Raw genomic sequence first — 18731 nt, 5'->3', positions numbered from 1 at the left:
CCAACCGGCAATATACCGACCTGCGGCAACACCACGACCTACAAGGAACAGCTGTGCCTCAAATCACCCCCACCGAACTTGAGAGCCGGACGGCCCCATCCGTCGCCGTCGACTCGACCCTCAGCGCCGAGGGCTACAAAAAGACCCTGGGCAGACGCCACGTCACCATGATCGCGATGGGCGGCGCCATCGGCGTCGGCCTCTTCATGGGAGCCGGCGGACGCCTTGCCTCCACGGGCCCGGCACTGATCTTCTCCTACGCCATCGCCGGCGTCATCGCCTACCTCCTCATGCGGGCACTGGGCGAACTCATCATGTACCGCCAGACATCCGGCTCCTTCGTCAGCTACGCCGGCGAAATGTTCGGCAAGAAGGGTGCCTTCCTGTCCGGCTGGATGTACTTCATCAACTGGGGCATGACGGGCATCGCGGAACTGATCGCGATCGGCCTGTACTTCCAGTTCTTCTTCCCCAACGTGCCGGTTGAGGCATCCGCCATCGCCGCCCTGGCGCTTCTCGTGGCAGTGAACCTGCTCAGCGTCAAGGCGTTCGGCGAGTTTGAATTCTGGGCGTCCTGCCTCAAGGTCGGCGCCATCCTGATCTTCCTGGCAGTCGGCACCTTCATGGTGCTCACCAACGCCCAGGTGGGCGACGGCAACGCCTCCGTGGCCAACCTCTTCGCAGGGGACGGCGGGATGTTCCCCAAGGGCGCCCTCGTCATGGTCCTGGTCCTCAACGCCGTGATTTTCGCCTACAACGGCATCGAACTCGTCGGCATCACCGCCGGCGAAATGCAGAACCCGGAACGCGAAGTGCCCAAGGCGATCCGCGCCGTCGTGCTCCGCATCGTGGTCTTCTACGTCGGTTCGGTGACGCTGCTCGCAATGCTCCTGCCGTCCGACCAGTACAAGGCCGGTGTATCCCCGTTCGTCACCGTATTCGGCCAGATGGGCCTCGGCTGGGTGGGCGACGTCATGAACATGATCGTCATCACCGCCGCTTTGTCCTCGTGTAATTCGGGCCTGTACTCGATCGGCCGCGTCTTCCGCACCATGGCCAACAACGGCCACGCCCCGCAGTGGCTCACCAAGATGTCCTCGCGTCACGTGCCGTACGCAGCCATCCTGGCCATTGCCGCGTTCTACCTGGTGGGCATCCTGCTGAACATCTGGCTCGGCGGTTCGCACGCCTTTGACCTGGCGCTGAACACCGCCTCGATCGGCGTGATCTTCACCTGGGGCGCCATCTTCGCCAGCCAGATCGCCCTGCGCCACCGGAAGGGCGTGACCTCCAGCCTGCCGATGCCCGGTTCGCCGTGGACCAGCTGGGCCGGGCTGTTGGGTCTCCTCGCCATCACTGTGCTGATCGGGTTCGACACCATGACCAGCAAGAGCGGCGAGGTCTTCTACCTTGGCCTCTGGACCCTGGCAACCATCCCGTTCTTCGCGGTGGTGCTGTGGCTGGGCTGGCAGAAGGTCAAGAACAACGAGCCGAAGAGCGAGCTGTACAGCTAGCTTCCCCGCCCTTTAAAGCGCGAACGGACACTTAAGCCCCTTTCCAACGGGGCTTAAGTGTCCGTTCGCGCTTGGCGCGGGATGCACAAACGACGACGGCGGACACCCCCCAAGGAGAGTCCGCCGTCGTCGTGTGTGAGTCGCTGGGGATTAGTCCTTCTTGAACTCGTCCTTGACGCCTTCGCCGACCTTTTTGGCGTCGGCAACGACCTGGTCCTTCTGGCCCTCGGCCTTCAGGCTGTCATTGTCTGTAGCGTTGCCCGCAGCTTCCTTGGCCTTGCCGCCGAAGTCTTCTGCTGCGTTGGAAATCTTGTCTCCGATACCCATGGTGTTAGCCACCTTCCGTTGCCGGTTGATCTGACAAAGCCATTTCAGCCTAACACAAAGCATGCTTACTAATTCAAGGGCAGGGCAGGGTCGAGTGCCAATGTCGGGCCCCGGGGCTAGGCTCGGACCATGGATCACAGCACAAGCCTGACGCAGCACGTGAACGCCGGCCCGGAGAAAGTCTGGGCGGTGATCTCCGACATTCCCGGCTCGGCCGGGACTCTTTCCGGTGTGGAGTCCATCCAGATGATCAGCGAGGGTCCATACGGCGAGGGAACCCGCTGGAAGGAAACAAGGTCCATGATGGGCCGCCGCGAGACTGTGGAAATGTGGGTGGCCCAGGCCGATCCGCCCCACAGCACCACAGTCAAGGCACTCCAGGGCGGGGCGGACTACACCTCCCGCTTTACGCTGGCCGAGCGCGGCGGGGGAACGGACCTGACGTTGACCTTCGGCGCCGAAGTCCTCCATCCCACGGTTGTCAGCAAGATCGCGATGGCGCTGTTCGGCAAGATCGGCATGAACGTCACACGGAAAGCACTGGCCAAGGACCTCGCGGAGATAGCCGCGAAAGCCGAGTCGCTGTAGTGGCGGAGCGAAGGGCCGTTCCCGGGAAGACGCTGAAGGTGAGGCCGCCGCGCCTGGCTCCGGTCCGGCTCGAGGGGTTGCGGGACGATGCTACTCCTGATTTCCGTGCCGGAGAAAGGTACGACGCCGTGCGGTACAGCAGGGCGGCTGCCGACGGCCTGGAGCTGGGCGGGATCGTCTTTGCGGAGTGCGCATTCTCCGGCGTCTCCTTCAACGAAACCCAACTGCGCGGTGCCAGCTTCCGCGACTGCCGGGTGGACGAGGCCTACGCGCCCGTGCTGACAGCTGCCAGGTCCACGCTGCACGATGTCGAGTTCAGCAACCCCCGCTGGGGATCGGCTGAGCTGTACGGCAGCGGCTGGCAGTCCGTAAGGATCGACGGCGGCAAGCTGGACTACGTGAACCTCCGCGGCTCCCGGCTCGCTGACGTCCTGGTCAGCGACTGCATCATCAATGAGCTGGACCTGGGCTCCGCCACTGCCGCCCGCGTTGCCCTGCGGAACTGCACCATAGGAAGCCTGGACCTCAGCGGCGCCACGCTGCAGGACTTCGACCTGCGCGGCACGGACCTCCGGAGCATCAGCGGCCTGGGAAACCTTGCCGGCGTGGTGATTGACGACCACCAGCTGGGCCTCATCGCCCCACTGCTGGCAGCGCACCTTGGCCTCGTGGTGGCGTAAGCGCGGGGGCCGAGCGGGGGTGTGGTTGACCGTCGGAGCCTGCCGTGTAATCTTTATAGAACGAACGGTCGGTAATTTATTCGGTTCCGGCCCAACTCCCTGCGAAAAGGATGTTCTCATGGTCGAGGCTTTTCTGGTTGGCGGCGCGCGTACCCCGGTAGGGCGATACGGCGGTGCACTCTCGGGGGTCCGCCCCGATGACCTTGCAGCGCTCGTGGTCCGCGAAGCCGTAGCCCGCGCCGGTGTGGACCCGGATGCCATCGATGAGGTCATCCTCGGGAACGCCAACGGAGCCGGCGAGGAGAACCGCAACGTGGCGCGCATGGCCACCATCCTCGCCGGGCTTCCGCTGCATATCCCGGGAATCACCGTAAACCGGCTCTGCTCCTCAGGCCTGAGCGCCATCATCATGGCCAGCCAGATGATCAAGTCCGGGGCCGCGGACATCGTGGTGGCTGGCGGCGTGGAATCCATGAGCCGCGCACCCTGGGTCCAGGAGAAGCCGCAGACGGCCTTCGCGAAGCCCGGGGAAATCTTCGACACCTCCATTGGCTGGCGCTTCGTCAACCCCGCGTTCAAGAAGGGCGAGCTGTCGCGTGACGGCAAGATGACCTTCTCGATGCCGGAAACCGCGGAAGAGGTGGGCCGGGTCGACGGCATCTCCCGCGAGGATGCCGACGCCTTCGCGGTGCGCTCGCACGAGAGGTCCCTGGCGGCCATCGATGCGGGCCGGTTCAAGGACGAGATCGTTCCGGTCACCGTGAAGACCCGGAAGTCTGAGACCGTCGTGGACACGGACGAGGGCCCCCGGCCCGGCACCACCATGGACGTCCTGGCCGGCCTCCGCCCGGTGATCCCGGGCGGCTCCGTGGTGACCGCCGGCAACTCGTCCACGCTCAACGATGGCGCCTCAGCCATCATCGTAGCCTCCCAGTCCGCCATCGACCGGCTCGGCCTGACGCCCCGGGCGCGCATCATCGACGGCGCCTCTGCCGGCTGCGAGCCCGAAATCATGGGCATCGGCCCGGTTCCGGCCACCCAGAAGGTGCTCAAGCGGAGCGGGATCAGCGTCGGCGACCTTGGCGCCGTCGAACTTAATGAAGCCTTCGCCACCCAGTCGCTGGCCAGCATGCGGCGCCTGGGTCTGGACCCGGACATCGTGAACAACGACGGCGGCGCCATCGCCTTGGGGCACCCGCTGGGTTCCAGCGGGTCACGGATCGCCATCACCCTGCTAGGCCGGATGGAACGCGAGGATGCACGGATCGGCCTGGCCACCATGTGCATCGGCGTCGGCCAGGGCACCGCCATGCTGCTGGAGCGCGTGTAATGCCGGCTCCGGACAGCGCGAACGGACACTTAAGCACCCACCACTTCAGCACCCTCCTGGTCGAAGAGCGCGACGACCGGGTGGTGGTGCTGCTCAACCGTCCCGAGGTCCGCAACGCGATCGACCAGCAGATGGTGGACGAACTCCACACGGTCTGCACTGCCCTGGAGCGGAACCCCAAGATCCTGATCCTTGCCGGCGTCGAAGGGGTGTTTGCCTCCGGCGCGGACATTGCACAGCTGCGGGAACGGCGACGGGATGACGCGCTGCAGGGCATCAACTCGACGATCTTTGTCCGGATCGCCAGGCTGCCCATGCCGGTGATCGCGGCGCTGGACGGCTACTGCCTGGGCGGCGGCGCAGAACTGGCGTATGCCGCCGACTTCCGGATCGGGACCCCGAGCGTCCGGATCGGCAATCCCGAAACCGGTCTCGGAATCCTTGCCGCGGCAGGAGCCAGCTGGCGGCTGAAGGAGCTGGTGGGGGAACCGGTGGCGAAGGAGATCCTCCTGGCAGGACGCGTCCTGCGTGCCGAAGAGGCGCTGAGCGTGAACCTGATTACCGAAATCCATGAAGCTCCGGTGCTGATGGACGGCGCCCACAGCCTCGCCGACCGCATCGCCCGGCAGGACCCGCTGGCCGTACGGATCACCAAATCCGTGTTCCACGCGCCCGCCGAGGCCCACCCGCTGATTGACCAGCTGGCCCAGGGCATCCTCTTCGAGTCACAGGCGAAGTTCGACAGGATGCAGGCGTTCTTGGATAAGAAGGCAGCTGACAAGAAAACAGAGAAGAAGAACCAGTCATGAGCAACTCGACACAGCCCGCCAGCCCTCCGTCCGCGGATCTTCCCGGTTTCGTCGGCGTTCTCGGGGGCGGCCGGATGGGTGCGGGAATCGCCCACGCGTTCCTTATCAACGGCGCCAACGTCCTGGTGGTGGAGCGTGATGACGAATCCGCCGAAGCCGCCCGGGCGCGCGTGGAGTCTGCCGCTGCCAAGAGCATCGAACGCGGTGCGGCGCAGGGCAGCCTGAGCGAAATGGCGTCCCGGCTCTCCGTGACTGCAGACTACGACGACTTCGCAGACCGCCAGCTGGTCGTGGAGGCCGTTCCGGAGGACTGGGACCTGAAAGTCAGGTCCCTGCGGGGCATTGAGGAACGCCTGGCTGACGACGCCTACCTCGCCTCCAACACCTCGTCGCTGTCGGTCAACGGGCTGGCCCGCGAGCTGAAGCGCCCGCAGAACTTCCTGGGCCTGCACTTCTTTAACCCCGTTCCCGCCTCCACCCTCATTGAAGTGGTGCTCGGCGAGCAGACGTCCCAGGACCTGGCTGCCGCGGCGAAAAGGTGGGTCAGGGCACTCGGCAAGACCGCCGTCGTCGTCAATGACGCTCCCGGTTTCGCTTCCTCACGGCTGGGCGTCGCGATCGCGCTGGAAGCCATGCGCATGGTGGAGGAAGGCGTCGCGTCCGCGGAGGACATCGACAACGCGATGGTGCTCGGCTACAAGCACCCAACGGGGCCGCTGCGGACCACGGACATCGTGGGCCTGGATGTGCGGCTGGGCATCGCCGAATACCTTCAGTCAACGCTGGGGGAGCGCTTCGCACCGCCGCAGATCCTGCGGGACAAGGTGGCGCGAGGCGAACTGGGCCGGAAGACGGGCAGGGGATTCTTCGACTGGGCCGACTGAGAGGGCTGCTGTCAGAGGGAGTGGAGCTTTTGCCGCAACCCTTCCAACGCCGGATCACGCAATGACATGAATGCCGGTTTGAGGAAGGGCTGAAGCAGTTTGAACGGCCCCTTGATGATGAACTCAGCGGTGTAGAGGACGTCACAGCCGGGACCGGTGGATTTGACGTCGATGGAGTCAAAGGACACCACATCGTCGTTTTCGCCGCGCAGCTTGATGTGGTTGTCGAACAGTTCGATGACCTCGTACTCCAGGGACTGGCGCTTGCCGCGGAAGAGCGTCTCCGCGTGGTAGCGGTGCCCGACGGCGACAGGCCCCTCCGTGAGCTTCTCCATTACCGCGGTGCCGGGGTCCCATTCGCTCGTGTGCTCAAACGCCGAGAGGTAGGCGAAGGCCGTTCTTGCCGGCAGGGGAGCGCTGACTGTACCCGCGACCTTGATCATGGCATCAGCCTAGCGAGACAACCGGAACAGCACACCTGCCTGGGCGTGAATTCTGTACTTCTGCGAACTGGCCCGGTTTTCCGTCGTGAGGGGCGGAAAACCGGGCCAGCAGGGCGGCGGCAGGTCTCAAAGCCGGGCCGGTCCGGCAGTTACCGGGCCAACGCTGCCTTGATGGACTCTGCGTAGCCTTGGGAGTAGCCCGTTGCTGTCGGGTGGAAAATTTCCGTCTCCGTGCCGCAGGTGGCCGAGGAGAGGCAGACGGGCGGCGGACCGACAATCCAGGGCTGGGCTGATCCGATCCCGTGCCCGGCAAATGCCTGCGAGACATCCACATAGTGAATGCTGGCCCCGGAGCGGCCGCGCACCTTATCGGCTGCGGCCGTTGTGACCGCACTGGCTATGACCTGGTTGAGTTGAAGCGTTAGTCCGTTGACGGTCTCAAACATTTGATCCACGCCGGATTTGAAGAGCAGCGGGTATCCGGTCACATAGATGTCCGCATGGGGCGCCTTGGCCTGGATTTCGCGCAGCATTGCCAGGAGGCCCTGGAAGAACGGGCTCGCAGCGGGATTGTTCGTGGCCTGCTGGAGGATGAAGGCCTTTTGACCCAGTGCATTCGTGCATGCCTCGGCCGAATCCTGCGTGCACGTCACCAATGCCCCGATGGCGTCCAGATCGTTGCCGCCTGCAGTGACGGTCACCAGGTCGACTTTCTTGTCCAAGGAGGCCAATTGGGTCTGCCGGACGACGCTGGTGGTGGCGCCGGTACATGCCCTGCTTGCCAGCAACGACACGGACGGTTCGGTGTCCAAAATGGCCGGATAGCCTTGGGCGCTTCGCAGGCAGGTATCGGCATATGGGCTGGCACCCTGGCCTGCGGCGAAGGAATCGCCCAGTGCCACATAGGTGTCAGGCCCGTCGGCGGATACCGGAGCAGCGGTCAGGCCTGCCGTTAGGGCCAATACGGCGACGAGGCCGGTGAGGCGGGCGGTACGGCGTTGGATCAGTTGTTTGGTTATCACGATGAAGCCCCTCATTCAGGGAAACCAGGCACAGGCGCAGCGGACGCTGCAGGAAATCGGCAAGCGATGACGAATGCCCGTCGCATGGCGGGCATTGAAAGTGTCGGCGCGGTGCGGCGCTCATTGCCCTAGGGTATGCCCGCGCCGGGCGTAACTGTCCGACCTCGCGGTACTCGTTTTTTGCCGCGCGGCGGGGGACTACTTGGTCTGGACCCCCTGCGGCTGGTGGGGAAGATGTGGTTAGCTGTCACCGTGAACGCGAGCGAACAGGTACCCGTCAGCTGGGACGGAGCCGTAAATGCCTGGCGCGTGGCCGGGTCGGTCTACCGGATGGGCCGCCGCGAATGGCTCACTGCTGCCGGCTGGCAGGAGGCGTACCGCGACGGCGTCCGTACCGTCATCGACCTCCGCAACCCCGGCGAACGCCAGCCCCGCGCCACCGACCCCGAGGTGGGCGAAGCGCTCGCTGCCTTCGCCGTGGTGCATGCGCCCACCGAGGACCCGGAACACCGCGAGTTCAAGGCGCTCTGCGTTCCCTACCTCAACGATCCGGCCTACTATGCGGCCAATGCCCGGTTCTTTCCGGACAAGCTGGCCGCCGTATTCAAGGCCGTGGCCGCCGCGTCGCCCGGCGGCGTCGTGATCCACTGCTCGGCGGGGCGTGACCGAAGCGGCATGGTCGCGGCGATGCTCCAGGACCTGGCGGGCGCCACCGATGACCACATCGTGAAGTCCTACCAGGCAGCCATGCGCGGCATCAACGAGCGCCACCGCACGCTCGCCACGCCGCATCCTCACGAGCGGTACCTGGACGACGAAGCACTGTCGCCGCTGCTGGAAAGCCGCGGCGCCGTCGTCCTGGAGTTCGTCAGATCACTCAACACCCGGGAGTACCTCCTGCGGCACGGCGTCACTGCTCCGGAGCTGGAAGCGATCCTGTCCGTCCTTGGCGCCAGAGTCAGCCTGTGACAGCGTTCGGGGGCGGCGCCGCAGCCCGCCGCGGGCTGTGCCTGCGGGTGGCTGCCCTGGGCGTGGCAGCAATGGCAGTCTTTGGGTCCACCGCCGTTTCTGTGCCGGCTTACGCTGCAGGGGAAAGTCCGACGCCGGCGGTCACCGCCGCGGCCAGCAACCTTGGTGATGGCGGTCCCGGCGAAGACAGTCCCGGTGACGGCGGTCCGGACGACGGCGGTCTCGCAGAGGCCGTGGCAAGGGATCTGGGCATGAGCCTTGAGGAGTTTAACGCTGCGGGTGCGCAGGGAAAGCGCGCGGCCGACGCGTTGCCCGCTCTAAGGAATCTGCCGGGTTTTGTGGCGGTCCGGCTGCACGGCGGCCAGATTCTGGTCGAAGGCTCCGGCGCTGAACTGCAGAAGGGCCTGGCCGGAATCAACGCGGCCGACGACGCGGACAGGAACGAATTCGTCCTGGTCGCGCCCGGGACCACACCTGCACCCGCGACTACACCTGCACCTGTGGCCGGCACCAACCCTCCGGCCGGGACTACACCGGCCGCACCAGAACCTGTTGCACCCAAGGCCGCACCAGAACCCGCTGCTGCAACTGCTGAGGACAAGGACCTCAGGGCGTCCAGCGTCGAACAGCTCTACCAGGCCTACCTGCGCCACGTCGGGCCGGCCGGACTTCAGTCCGTGGCCGCCGGGGCCGACGGGACATTCATCATCCGCGCAGGCGGCGACAACTCACCCGAGAATGCAGCGTCGGCCAATGAGCCGGCCGATGCTTCGGCCACTGCGCCAGCCAGTGGGCAGCCCGCCGGTGGGCAGCCCACGGACGTCGGCGCGGAGCCCCACGGCGGGCAGGGCATGTCGCCGTCTGAGTTCGTGGCCCAGTACGCAAACGTCGTGCTGCAGCAGGGCGCGCCGCTGGTCAGCGAAGAGGATTTCCTCGGCGGTCAGGGATACAGGGTCGACGGCGGCGGGGTGGTCTGCTCGGCAGGGTTCAGCGCGTTCAGCCCGGCGGGGGAGCCACTGGTGCTCACGGCCGGACACTGCGCGGACAACGGCGCGGCCAGGCTAGCCGAGGTCACGCTTCCGGCAGGTGAACCGGCGGCGGGCTCCGTGGCGGACAGCGGTGTTACCGGGGAACTGGGGACGTTTGGCTTCAGCCAGTTCGGCGGACCCGGGAACTCCCGGATCACCGGCGACGTCGAAAATCCTGGCGAGCCGGGCAAGGACATCGCCGTTATCGAATCAATCCGCGCCGACCTCAACCTACTCCCCGCCGCAACCACATGGGCGGATCCCGTGAACCTGGCCGCTGCCTCGGTGCCGATCATTGGCACCGCGAAGCCGATAGTGGGCCAGTCCGTCTGCCGCTCCGGACGGACCGAAGGCTGGTCGTGCGGCACGGTGGACGAGGTGGGGATCTACGTTGTCCGCGGCCCCTCCGGCGACCCGGACGATCTTCGGTCCTTCAACGGGTTCCTGTCCACCTCCGTGCAGTCCCGGGGAGGTGACTCCGGCGGTCCCTGGATCAGCGGAAACTATGCTGTGGGGACACATTCGGCGGGCAATCCCCGGACGTCAGCCCAGAACTTCGCTGTGGCTGCCACGCTGCAGGATTCGCTCACAGCGGTTCCCGGGACCCAGCTGAGGCTGTTCCTCAATCAGCCCGTGCTGGCAGGGTCGCTGCCCGCCGGGCCGATCACTGCCGGCCAGCGCGTCGTGGGCAGGATTCCCGCGGCTCCTGCGGCGGCTGTTCCGGCTGGCTCCAGCGTCCGGATCACCATTCCCGGTCATGAACCGCTGGATGTGCCCGCGGACGCCGGCGGCAGCTGGTCCTTCACGGCGCCCGCGTCCATGACCCAGTTCTCGGCGCAGGCGGTCAATGGCTTCAGCCGCTCGGGCATCAGTACTTTCCGCACCTCGGCCAAACCGGAGAAACCGGCTGAACCGGCGCCGGAGCCGGCGCCGGGGCCGTCCAATCCTGCCGCCACGGCCGGGCCGGATGGCTCGCCCGCCACGCCGAAGCCGACACCGGCCCGGCCGGTTACACCGGCCGTCCTCACACCGGCGCCCGAACCGTCCGTTGTGGCGGTGCAGCCCGCCGGGGGCATCACTTCCTGGGAGGCGCCCGCCGCTGTCGGTCTGGCGGCGACGGGGGCTTCGGGACTGCTGCTGGCTGCCGGCATCGCCGGGGCGGCCTTGGTTATTGGCGGTTTGCTCCTCGTGGCCGTCAGGCGCCGCGGCCGGCGCTAGCTCGGGCCGGATCGCCTAGGCCAGCCGGCCCGGCTCGGCCTAGGTCAGCCGGGCCGGACGGCGGCGGACCGGGGCCAGCATGTGCACCAGCGCCACCGCGGTCACCGATCCGGCTGCGATGATCGATGCCAGCACCACAATCTGGAAGCGTCCTGCCTCCAGGGGTGACAGGCCGCCGAAGATGGCCCCGACAAAAGCCCCGGGGAGGGTGACCAGGCCGGTCGTCTTCGTCTGGTCTATCGACGGTATGAGGGCGGAGTAGGCCGCACCGCGCGCCATGTCACGGGTGGCCTGTCGCGGGGTCGCGCCCAGTGCGAGCCAGCCCTCCACGAGGTCCCACCGGTCAATCACTGCCTCGTTGAACCTGCGGCCCGCCAGCGCCGCTATGGTCATCGAGTTGCCGATGACGATGCCGCCGAGAGCCAGTACGTAGCGGGCGTTCAGTTCAATGGACCCCGTCGCGAACACGACGGCCAGCGCCACGACGATGCCGGCTGCCATGGACGAGCCGGCCATGGCCAGGTGGATCCAGCTCCAGCCGAGGCGGAGGGTGGCGGTCGCCGTGGCCACAAGGAACATGACGCCGAGAGCCACCGCCACCCAGGCGCTGCTGGTGATCACGGCTCCCAGGATCAGGCTCACCGCGGCCAGTTGTGCCGCGCCCCGGAGAATGGCCAGTGCCGGTGCCAAGGCGTGCGGTACCCGGGAGCCCGTGAGAACGCCCGCAGAGACTGCCATCAGGAGGGCAACGGCCAGCAGCGTAGGGGTCAGGCTGGCCAGTTCAGTCACCTGATCAGCCTATCCGCGGGCAAAGGGGGAGAGGTGGAGGCTCAGTTCCTGGGGTGCAGCAGCAGGTTGGTGATCCGCATCGTGCAGAGCCGCTGGCCGGCGTCGTTGGTGATCAGTACCTCATGGGTGGTGAGCGTTCCGCCGAGGTGGATGGGCGTCGCCGTAATCGTGATCTGACCGCTGCGGGCCGACCTGTGGTGCGTGGCCGAGACGTCCACGCCCACGGCCGTCTTGCCCAGGGTGCTTGCGTGGATCACCGCGGCCCAGGATCCGACCGCCTCGCCAACAGCCAGCGAAGCGCCGCCGTGCAGCAGGCCGAATGACTGGCGGTTCCCCTCCACGGGCATCGTGGCCACCACCCGGTCCACGGATTCCTCCAGGATCCTCACGCCCATCTTTTCGTCGAGTTCGCCGAGGGTGATCTTCCACAGGTCCTTCGTATTCGGTTCGGCGGTCTGCACATCAGTGTCGCGGGGCTGGGGCGTCATGCGGTCTCCTCAGAACGGTGTCGGAACCCGGCAGGTGGCCGGGCCAGTGTGCTGCGACCTAGTGTGCAGCACGGGACATTCATGTACTGTAGACATATTACCGAACGGACGGTCAGTAATGCGCTGGCCAATTAACCGGATTGCCCGGACTTGCTTATTCCGCGTTGGAAGGACCCGTCAACGATGACCACAACCGCTACCGCTCCCAAGCCCTCACTGGACACGGTCGAGACCGTGCCCAGTTTTGTGCAGGACTCCTGGTGGACTCCCGACGCCGGTTCTGCAGCTTCCGCTGTCCCTGTGCGCGATGCGAGCACCGGCGAAATCCTCGCCAAGGTGAGCACCGACGGGCTGGACCTTGCCGCCGTCGTGGATTACGGGCGCACCACCGGTCAGACGGAACTCGGCAAGCTTACGTTCCACCAGCGCGCCCTTAAGCTCAAGGAACTGGCCCAGTACCTGAACGCCCGGCGCGAGCACTTCTACACGTTCTCCGCCCAGACTGGCGCCACCAAGATTGACTCGATGATCGACATCGACGGCGGCATTGGCGTGCTCTTCACGTTCGGCTCCAAGGGCCGGCGCGAGCTCCCCAACTCGCAGGTGGTGGTGGACGGGCCCATGGAGGTGCTGTCCAAGGACGGCTCGTTCGTCGGCGAGCACATCTACACGCGCATCCCGGGCGTCGCGGTGCAGATCAACGCGTTCAACTTCCCGGTCTGGGGCATGCTGGAAAAGCTCGCACCCGCGTTCATCGCCGGCGTCCCCACCATCGTCAAGCCCGCCACCCCTACCGGCTATGTTGCCGCCGCCGTGGTGAAGGCCATCGTTGAATCCAACATCCTGCCCAAGGGCTCGCTGCAGCTCATTTCCGGCTCCGTCCGGGGGCTGCTGGACGTGCTGGATTACCGCGACCTCGTGGCGTTCACGGGTTCCGCGTCCACCGCGCAGTCGCTCAAGTCGCACCCGAACGTGGTGCAGGGCGGCGTTCGCTTCACGTCCGAGACGGACTCCCTCAACGCGGCCATCCTCGGCCCGGACGCCGTCGAAGGCACCCCGGAGTTCGACGCCTTCATCAAGTCCGTGGTCACGGAAATGACGGTCAAGGCCGGCCAGAAGTGCACCTCGATCCGCCGCACCATCGTGCCGCAGGAGCTCGTGCCCGCGGTCATCTCTGCGATTGGCGCCCGGGTTGAGCAGCGCGTGGTCCTCGGCGATCCGCGCGCCGAGGGGGTCACTATGGGCGCTCTCGCCTCCCTGGAGCAGCTCGCCGACGTCCGCGCCGCCGTGCAGTCCATGCTCGACGCCGGCGGCGAGCTCGCCTACGGAACTCTCGATTCACCGTCGGTCACCAGTGCGGACGGCGCAACCGGCGTCGTCGACGGCGGCGCGTTCATGTCCCCGGTGCTGCTCAGCTGGGCGGACGCCGAGGCTGAACAGGTCCACTCGCTGGAGGCCTTTGGCCCGGTGTCGTCGGTGCTCGGGTACAAGGACATTCCCGACGCCGTCCGCCTCGCCGCCCGCGGCGGCGGCTCGCTCGTCGCCTCGGTCTGCACCAACGATCCCGCTGTCGCCCAGGAGCTGGTTACGGGCATTGCCGCACACCATGGCCGCGTGCTGATGCTCAACCGCGAGGACGCCCGCAGCTCCACCGGCCACGGTTCCCCGGTCCCGCACTTGGTCCACGGCGGACCCGGCCGCGCCGGCGGCGGCGAGGAACTGGGCGGCATCCGCTCGGTGATGCACCACATGCAGCGCACCGCCATTCAGGGCTCGCCCAACATGCTGACGGCCGTGACCGGCGTCTGGCACCCGGGCTCGGACCGCAACTTCACGGTGGACACCGAAGGCACCCACCCGTTCCGGAAGTCGCTGGAGACGCTGCGGATCGGCGACGCCGTCCGCTCCGGGCTGCGGGAGGTTACCTTGGAGGACATCACGGCCTTCGCCAACTCCACCGGCGACACCTTCTACGCCCACACCAACCAGGAAGCCGCGGAGGCCAACCCGTTCTTCCCCGGCATCGTGGCGCACGGCTACCTGCTCCTCAGCTGGGCGGCGGGACTGTTCGTGGAGCCGGCTCCGGGTCCTGTGCTGGCCAACTCCGGCCTGGAGAACCTGCGCTTCATCACACCGGTTGCTGCGGGGGACTCGATCCGCGTGACGCTGACGGCCAAGAAGATCACCCCGCGCGAAACGGACGAGTACGGAGAAGTGGCCTGGGACGCCCTCCTGACCAACCAGAACGACGAAATCGTGGCTACCTACGACGTCCTCACCCTCGTGGAGAAGTAACCCGACGCTCCCTCACTTCCTGTCGGCTTTTCCCGGACGCTCCCTCACTTCCCGTCGGCTTTTCCCGAACGCTTCCTCACTTCCTGTGGGCGGGCGTCGGGTTTGGGCTGCAGGATGTGAGGGAGCGTTTTCGCGCCGTGTTTGAGCGGTGCCTGAGGAGCAAATTTTGCCTGATCTTTCGGAGGCCCGCGGGCTTAAAATGTGCTCCGTAGGAGGTGGCGAAATGACCCTAGTACTAAACACAGCCACAACTGTCCTGCCCGTGGATGACAAAGAGCGCGCCCGTCGTTTTTACGCGGAAACACTCGGACTCCCTCATCGTGGCGTGGCAGACGACGGAAGCGAATTGTTCGGCAGCGAAGGCGGCCCGATGCTGCAGCTGATGCCTGTCACGGATGGCAAGCACTCTGAGCACACCACGTTGAGTTTCGAGGTCAGGGACATCGAGCGGACCGTTCAGGACATGGAGTCCAAGGGCGTCCGGTTCCAGGACTATGACCGGCCGGATCTCAAGACCGAGAACCATATCTGTACAACCGACGCCGAGAAGTGCGCCTGGTTCATGGACACGGAAAACAACATTCTCTGCGTCCACGAGACCCTGGGGCAGCAGGCCGAATATCAGCTCTGACCCTTCACCTGCTTCCGCGGCAGTTCTTTTCCGAACCCTTCCTCACTAAAGGTGAGGGAGGGTTTGGTTTTGGGTGGCGGGAAGTGAGGGAGGGTTTGGTTTTGGGTGGCGGGAGGTGAGGGAGGGTTTGGGTTAGGACCAGGGGGTGACCGGGTGCGGCTGGAGCTCGCCGTCCACGGCAACGTCCGCCCGCTCGTCGAAGAAGCAGACGAGCCCGTGGATCTGCCGGGCGTCGATGAGCCGGGAGTCATAGGCCCAGGCGATGTTCTTCCCGCGTTCTGAACCAGGGAGGCTCCAGTACCTCGCCTCACCCTTGTACGGGCAGACGGTCCGGCGCGGGCTCGCCTCCAGCAGATCCAGCCGGACGTCCTGGGGCGGGATGTAGTAGCGGACCGGCAGCATGGTCTCGTACAGCAGCTGGGCGCCCACGGTGTCGGCGAGTTTCACGCCGTCGAGCATTACCTCCACGCGCCGCAGCGTCGACCGGACGTCGATGCGGTGGAACGGGTCGCGGGGGTGGCCGATGATTTCCTCCTCGTCCTCCAGCCAGTGGAAGGCCCTGAAATCCAGCACCACGTAGCCCTCAAGGTCAGGATCGGAGGGGCGGAAGGCAGCCTGCGGGGCCGAGAATGCCGAGCCGACGACATCCAGCTCCTCGCCGGGCGTCGTGTGCCGCCGGAAGCCTGTCCTCGGGTCCAGCCCGGTCTGTCCGCTGGACGACCAGGCAAACGGATGCTCCTCGGTGCTGCCGCCTTCGGCTTCGGGGCGCCGGAGCCGGACCAGGAGCTTCTTTTCCGGAACGGCGTAGACCGGCGTGACCCGTTTCGGCTCCCAGACCAGGAGCGCCTCCTGGGTGTCGACGACGAGGCTTCCGTCACAGTCCGCGCGGACCCGTTTGGCGGTTGGCTGGTAGCGGAGATCAGGAAATGCGCCGAAGAGAAGTTCGGACAGTTTCGTGGCCATGCATTCAGCGTGGGCGCAGCGGCCATCCGGCGTCAACGGGTACAGGGGCCGCCCGGGTCAGGGCTTCGCGTGGAGGCCGTCGAAGGCCATGGTGATGACGTCGTCGGCCAGCTTTTCGGGTGACAGCGAACCGCCCGGCTTGTACCACTCCACGATCGAGTTGATGGTGCCGAACAGGAGGCGGGTCACGGTGCGGGGGTCGATGTCCTGACGGAGCGACCCCTCATCCCGGGCTGCAGAAATCAGGCCCGCCACCTTGTGGTCGAAGGCGCGCCGGCGTTCCAGGGCGTTGCGTTCGATGTCCGTGTTGCCGCGCAGCCGCAGCAGCAGGGTTACGAACGGGAGCCGGTCCACCAGGACGGCGATGGTCTGGCGCAGCACAAACTCCAACCGGGTATCCGCGGCGCCGGACGTCGCCCCCGGCTCCTCGAGAATTGCCTCCAGGCCGCCGAGCGCGTGGTCAAGGGCGAGCTTCAGCAGGTCGCCCTTGGAAGGCACGTGATGGTAGATTGCGGACTTCGAAATGCCCAGGTTCTCAGCAAGAATGCCCATGGATGTGGCGTCGTAGCCGTGCCGGTTGAAGACATCGACGGCGATCAGCAGCACGGACTGCTGGTCATATCCGGGGCGGCCGCGTTTCGTGGGTGCTGCTGTACTTGCTGCTGTGCTGGGCATACTGGCCATTTTCTCATGAACGTTCGGTAATCCAAGCAAGGGCGTCAACAAAAGCGGTGGGCCGCCCTTGGGCAGCCCACCGCATATCCGGCAAGAATGCCGGCGTCTATCCCTTGGGCCGCAGGTCGTAGATCCGGCGGAGCTTGCCGCTGGACCGCTCGAGCGACCCGGGCTCCACTACATCCACCGTGCAGGACGAACCCACGTGGATCTTGATCTGCTCGCGCAGGGTGCGGGCCGCCGTCGCGCAGTCCTCGGCGGTGACGTTGTCGCGGCGCTCGATCTTTACAGTCAGCTGGTCCATGCGCTGGCCTTCGGGCCGGGTGAGCACCAGCTGGAAGTGCGGGCTGAGCTCGGGGATGCGCAGGGCGATTTCCTCGATCTGGGACGGGAAGAGGTTCACGCCGCGGAGGATGATCATGTCGTCGCTGCGGCCCGTGATGCGGCCCATCCTGCGGTGGGAAGGTCGGGCGGTGCCGGGGAGCAGGCGGGTGAGGTCCTTGGTGCGGTACCTGATGATAGGCAGGGCTTCCTTGGTGAGCGAGGTGAAGACCAGTTCGCCGTGCTCGCCGTCGGCCAGGACGTTTTCCTTGCCGGGCGCGGGGTTGAAGGGGTCGATGATTTCCGGGCGGAAGTGGTCCTCCCAGATGTGGCTGCCGTCCTGGGTCTCCACGCACTCGCCGGCTACGCCCGGGCCCATGACCTCAGACAGGCCGTAAATGTCGCAGGCCTTGATGTTCATGGTGACTTCGAGTTCGTGGCGCATCTCCTGCGTCCACGGTTCGGCGCCGAGCACCGCGTACTTCAGCGAGGTGGAGGTGGGATCGATGCCCATGTGCGCCATGGCGTCGGCGATGGTCAGCAGGTACGTTGGGGTGGCCAGGATGGCGTCCGGCTCGAAGTCCTGGATCAGCTGGATCTGCCGCTCGGTCTGCCCGCCGGACATGGGGATGACCGTGCAGCCCAGTGCTTCGGCGCCGGCGTGGGCGCCCAGACCGCCGGTGAAGAGGCCGTAGCCGTAGGCGTTGTGGACCTTCATTCCGGGGCGGACGCCGGACGCGCGGAGGCAGCGGGCCACGAGCTTGGCCCAGTCGGCCAGGTCCTGCTTGGTATAGCCGACGACGGTGGGCCGGCCCGTGGTGCCTGAGCTGGCGTGCACCCGGGCTACTTCGCTCTGCGGCACGGCGAACATGCCGAACGGATACTCCCGGCGCAGGTCATCCTTGGTGGTGAAGGGGAAGTTGCCGAGGTCGGACAGCTCGCGGAGATCCGCGGGGTGGATCCCGGCCTCGTCGAACTTGCGCTTGTACAGCGGCACGCGCTCGTAGGCGTACGCCAGCGTGTGCTGAAGCCGGCTGAGCTGCAGCGCCTCCAGCTCGTCCCGGGACATGGTCTCCTCGGGGTCCAGCACGGCGTCGGTGGCGTGCGCCGCCGTCGCTCGGGAGGAGGCGGCGTTGGGTTCAGTGGCGTGGAGGGTCATGACTTGTTCCTACTCTTGGGGATGGTGCGGCTGCGCCCGCGGAACTCGGCAATGAGTTCGCCCGGCTTGCCGGAACTGATCTGGGAACCGGGGTCGGCGGCGAAGATCTGGATGTCGTACAGGCCGCTCCGGCCCGCGCTGGAACGGCGGTGGGCGACGGCGGTGATCACCTGGCCCTGGAAGGCCGGCTTGAGGAAGTTGATGTCGACGCCGGACGCAACCGTGATGCTGTCAGTCGCGCCGCCCGCGGCGCCGCCCGTGCCGCCGTCGGCGTCCGCTGTCTCTGCGGAACCGGGGGTCCCCGGGCCCGGGGTTGCGGAACCGGAGGTCCCGGAGCCGGAGGTTCCCGGGCCGGCAGCCGGTGTGGCCGGGTTGCAGGCGAGGGCGAAAGCGGTGTCAGCGAAGGCGAAGATCATTCCGCCGTGCGCCATTCCGAAGCCGTTGAGCATTTCCTGCCGGAGGGTCATGCGGATGGTGGCCTCGCCGTCCCCGAGGGACAGGACCTCGATCCCCATCCACTCGGAGGCGTAGTCGTTCTCGAGGATCGGGTGGGGTACCCCGGAAATTGTCGTTCCAGCCATGCGTCATTGCCTCCAGC

19 protein-coding genes are annotated in these 18731 nt (G+C 66.4%); 10 read left to right on the top strand and 9 right to left on the bottom strand.

The genetic code is table 11. The annotated features are described in order from the left end of the window. Nucleotides 1–53 precede the first annotated feature (53 nt). The gene (locus tag AC3A3W_RS15490) at nucleotides 54–1514 is read left to right on the top strand and encodes an amino acid permease (RefSeq protein ID WP_205652874.1); all 1461 of its coding nucleotides are present in this window, start codon (nucleotides 54–56) and stop codon (nucleotides 1512–1514) included. Between the two features lie 150 nt (nucleotides 1515–1664). On the opposite strand, the gene AC3A3W_RS15485 is transcribed toward AC3A3W_RS15490, so the two are convergent. Beyond that, nucleotides 1665–1841: a CsbD family protein gene (locus AC3A3W_RS15485; protein WP_487443912.1), complete on the bottom strand. Its 177-nt coding sequence runs from the start codon at nucleotides 1839–1841 to the stop codon at nucleotides 1665–1667. Nucleotides 1842–1970: 129 nt separating this feature from the next. On the opposite strand from AC3A3W_RS15485, the gene AC3A3W_RS15480 reads away from it, so the two are divergent. The 5 genes from AC3A3W_RS15480 (at nucleotide 1971) to AC3A3W_RS15460 (ending at nucleotide 6132) form a co-directional block, all read left to right on the top strand. Beyond that, nucleotides 1971–2429, top strand: coding sequence for an SRPBCC family protein (locus tag AC3A3W_RS15480; protein ID WP_487443911.1), 459 nt, complete (start codon nucleotides 1971–1973; stop codon nucleotides 2427–2429). Nucleotides 2430–2461: 32 nt separating this feature from the next. Further along, nucleotides 2462–3109, top strand: coding sequence for a pentapeptide repeat-containing protein (locus AC3A3W_RS15475; RefSeq protein WP_487443940.1), 648 nt, complete (start codon nucleotides 2462–2464; stop codon nucleotides 3107–3109). 118 nt (nucleotides 3110–3227) lie between these two features. Next, nucleotides 3228–4439 (top strand): thiolase family protein, encoded by a 1212-nt coding sequence (locus tag AC3A3W_RS15470; RefSeq protein WP_487443910.1) that lies wholly within the window; start codon nucleotides 3228–3230, stop codon nucleotides 4437–4439. Then, nucleotides 4439–5248, top strand: coding sequence for an enoyl-CoA hydratase/isomerase family protein (locus AC3A3W_RS15465; protein WP_487443909.1), 810 nt, complete (start codon nucleotides 4439–4441; stop codon nucleotides 5246–5248). The genes AC3A3W_RS15470 and AC3A3W_RS15465 overlap by 1 nt, the downstream gene beginning before the upstream one ends. Then, complete coding sequence (locus AC3A3W_RS15460) at nucleotides 5245–6132, top strand: 3-hydroxyacyl-CoA dehydrogenase family protein (protein ID WP_487443908.1); 888 nt, start codon at nucleotides 5245–5247, stop codon at nucleotides 6130–6132. Before AC3A3W_RS15465 ends, AC3A3W_RS15460 begins: the two co-directional genes overlap by 4 nt. A gap of 11 nt (nucleotides 6133–6143) precedes the next feature. Here AC3A3W_RS15460 and AC3A3W_RS15455 read toward each other — a convergent pair whose 3' ends face one another. Further along, complete coding sequence (locus AC3A3W_RS15455) at nucleotides 6144–6575, bottom strand: SRPBCC family protein (RefSeq protein ID WP_487443907.1); 432 nt, start codon at nucleotides 6573–6575, stop codon at nucleotides 6144–6146. A gap of 149 nt (nucleotides 6576–6724) precedes the next feature. Then, the gene (locus tag AC3A3W_RS15450) at nucleotides 6725–7597 is read right to left on the bottom strand and encodes an SGNH/GDSL hydrolase family protein (RefSeq protein WP_487443906.1); all 873 of its coding nucleotides are present in this window, start codon (nucleotides 7595–7597) and stop codon (nucleotides 6725–6727) included. 252 nt (nucleotides 7598–7849) lie between these two features. Here AC3A3W_RS15450 and AC3A3W_RS15445 point away from each other — a divergent pair, with 252 nt between their 5' ends. Together AC3A3W_RS15445 and AC3A3W_RS15440 are read left to right on the top strand one after the other, a co-directional pair. Then, nucleotides 7850–8566, top strand: a complete 717-nt coding sequence (locus AC3A3W_RS15445) for a tyrosine-protein phosphatase (RefSeq protein WP_487443905.1) — start codon at nucleotides 7850–7852, stop codon at nucleotides 8564–8566. Further along, the gene (locus AC3A3W_RS15440) at nucleotides 8563–10812 is read left to right on the top strand and encodes a S1 family peptidase (RefSeq protein WP_487443904.1); all 2250 of its coding nucleotides are present in this window, start codon (nucleotides 8563–8565) and stop codon (nucleotides 10810–10812) included. Before AC3A3W_RS15445 ends, AC3A3W_RS15440 begins: the two co-directional genes overlap by 4 nt. A 39-nt stretch (nucleotides 10813–10851) precedes the next feature. On the opposite strand, the gene AC3A3W_RS15435 is transcribed toward AC3A3W_RS15440, so the two are convergent. Together AC3A3W_RS15435 and AC3A3W_RS15430 are read right to left on the bottom strand one after the other, a co-directional pair. Continuing rightward, on the bottom strand, nucleotides 10852–11601 hold the full coding sequence (locus AC3A3W_RS15435) for an ABC transporter permease (protein ID WP_487443903.1): 750 nt from the start codon (nucleotides 11599–11601) through the stop codon (nucleotides 10852–10854). Between the two features lie 41 nt (nucleotides 11602–11642). Then, entirely contained in the window at nucleotides 11643–12089 is a 447-nt protein-coding gene (locus AC3A3W_RS15430; RefSeq protein ID WP_487443902.1) for a PaaI family thioesterase, read from the bottom strand. 183 nt (nucleotides 12090–12272) lie between these two features. Between AC3A3W_RS15430 and paaZ the strand changes: the two genes are divergently transcribed. Both paaZ and AC3A3W_RS15420 read left to right on the top strand, forming a co-directional pair. Continuing rightward, nucleotides 12273–14384: a phenylacetic acid degradation bifunctional protein PaaZ gene (gene paaZ, locus AC3A3W_RS15425; RefSeq protein ID WP_487443901.1), complete on the top strand. Its 2112-nt coding sequence runs from the start codon at nucleotides 12273–12275 to the stop codon at nucleotides 14382–14384. A 223-nt stretch (nucleotides 14385–14607) separates the two neighbouring features. Continuing rightward, a complete protein-coding gene (locus AC3A3W_RS15420; protein WP_487443900.1) occupies nucleotides 14608–15015 on the top strand; it encodes a VOC family protein in 408 nt (135 codons plus the stop codon). A 132-nt stretch (nucleotides 15016–15147) separates the two neighbouring features. Here the strand turns inward: AC3A3W_RS15420 and AC3A3W_RS15415 are convergent, their stop codons facing one another. The 4 genes from AC3A3W_RS15415 to AC3A3W_RS15400 form a co-directional block, all read right to left on the bottom strand. Next, nucleotides 15148–15978, bottom strand: coding sequence for a DUF427 domain-containing protein (locus AC3A3W_RS15415; protein WP_487443899.1), 831 nt, complete (start codon nucleotides 15976–15978; stop codon nucleotides 15148–15150). 57 nt (nucleotides 15979–16035) lie between these two features. Next, nucleotides 16036–16653 carry a TetR/AcrR family transcriptional regulator gene (locus AC3A3W_RS15410; RefSeq protein WP_487443898.1) on the bottom strand — a complete coding sequence of 206 codons (618 nt, stop codon included), beginning with the start codon at nucleotides 16651–16653 and terminating at the stop codon, nucleotides 16036–16038. Between the two features lie 106 nt (nucleotides 16654–16759). Next, nucleotides 16760–18133 carry a phenylacetate--CoA ligase PaaK gene (gene paaK, locus AC3A3W_RS15405; protein WP_487443897.1) on the bottom strand — a complete coding sequence of 458 codons (1374 nt, stop codon included), beginning with the start codon at nucleotides 18131–18133 and terminating at the stop codon, nucleotides 16760–16762. Next, on the bottom strand, nucleotides 18130–18714 hold the full coding sequence (locus AC3A3W_RS15400; protein ID WP_487443896.1) for a hotdog fold thioesterase: 585 nt from the start codon (nucleotides 18712–18714) through the stop codon (nucleotides 18130–18132). Before AC3A3W_RS15400 ends, paaK begins: the two co-directional genes overlap by 4 nt. Between the last annotated feature and the right edge of the window lie 17 nt (nucleotides 18715–18731).

It is taken from the genome of Arthrobacter sp. Soil_N43, assembly GCF_057655195.1.
The sequence above is the reverse complement of the archived record's forward strand: the minus strand, read 5'-3'. Positions and strand labels throughout refer to the sequence as shown.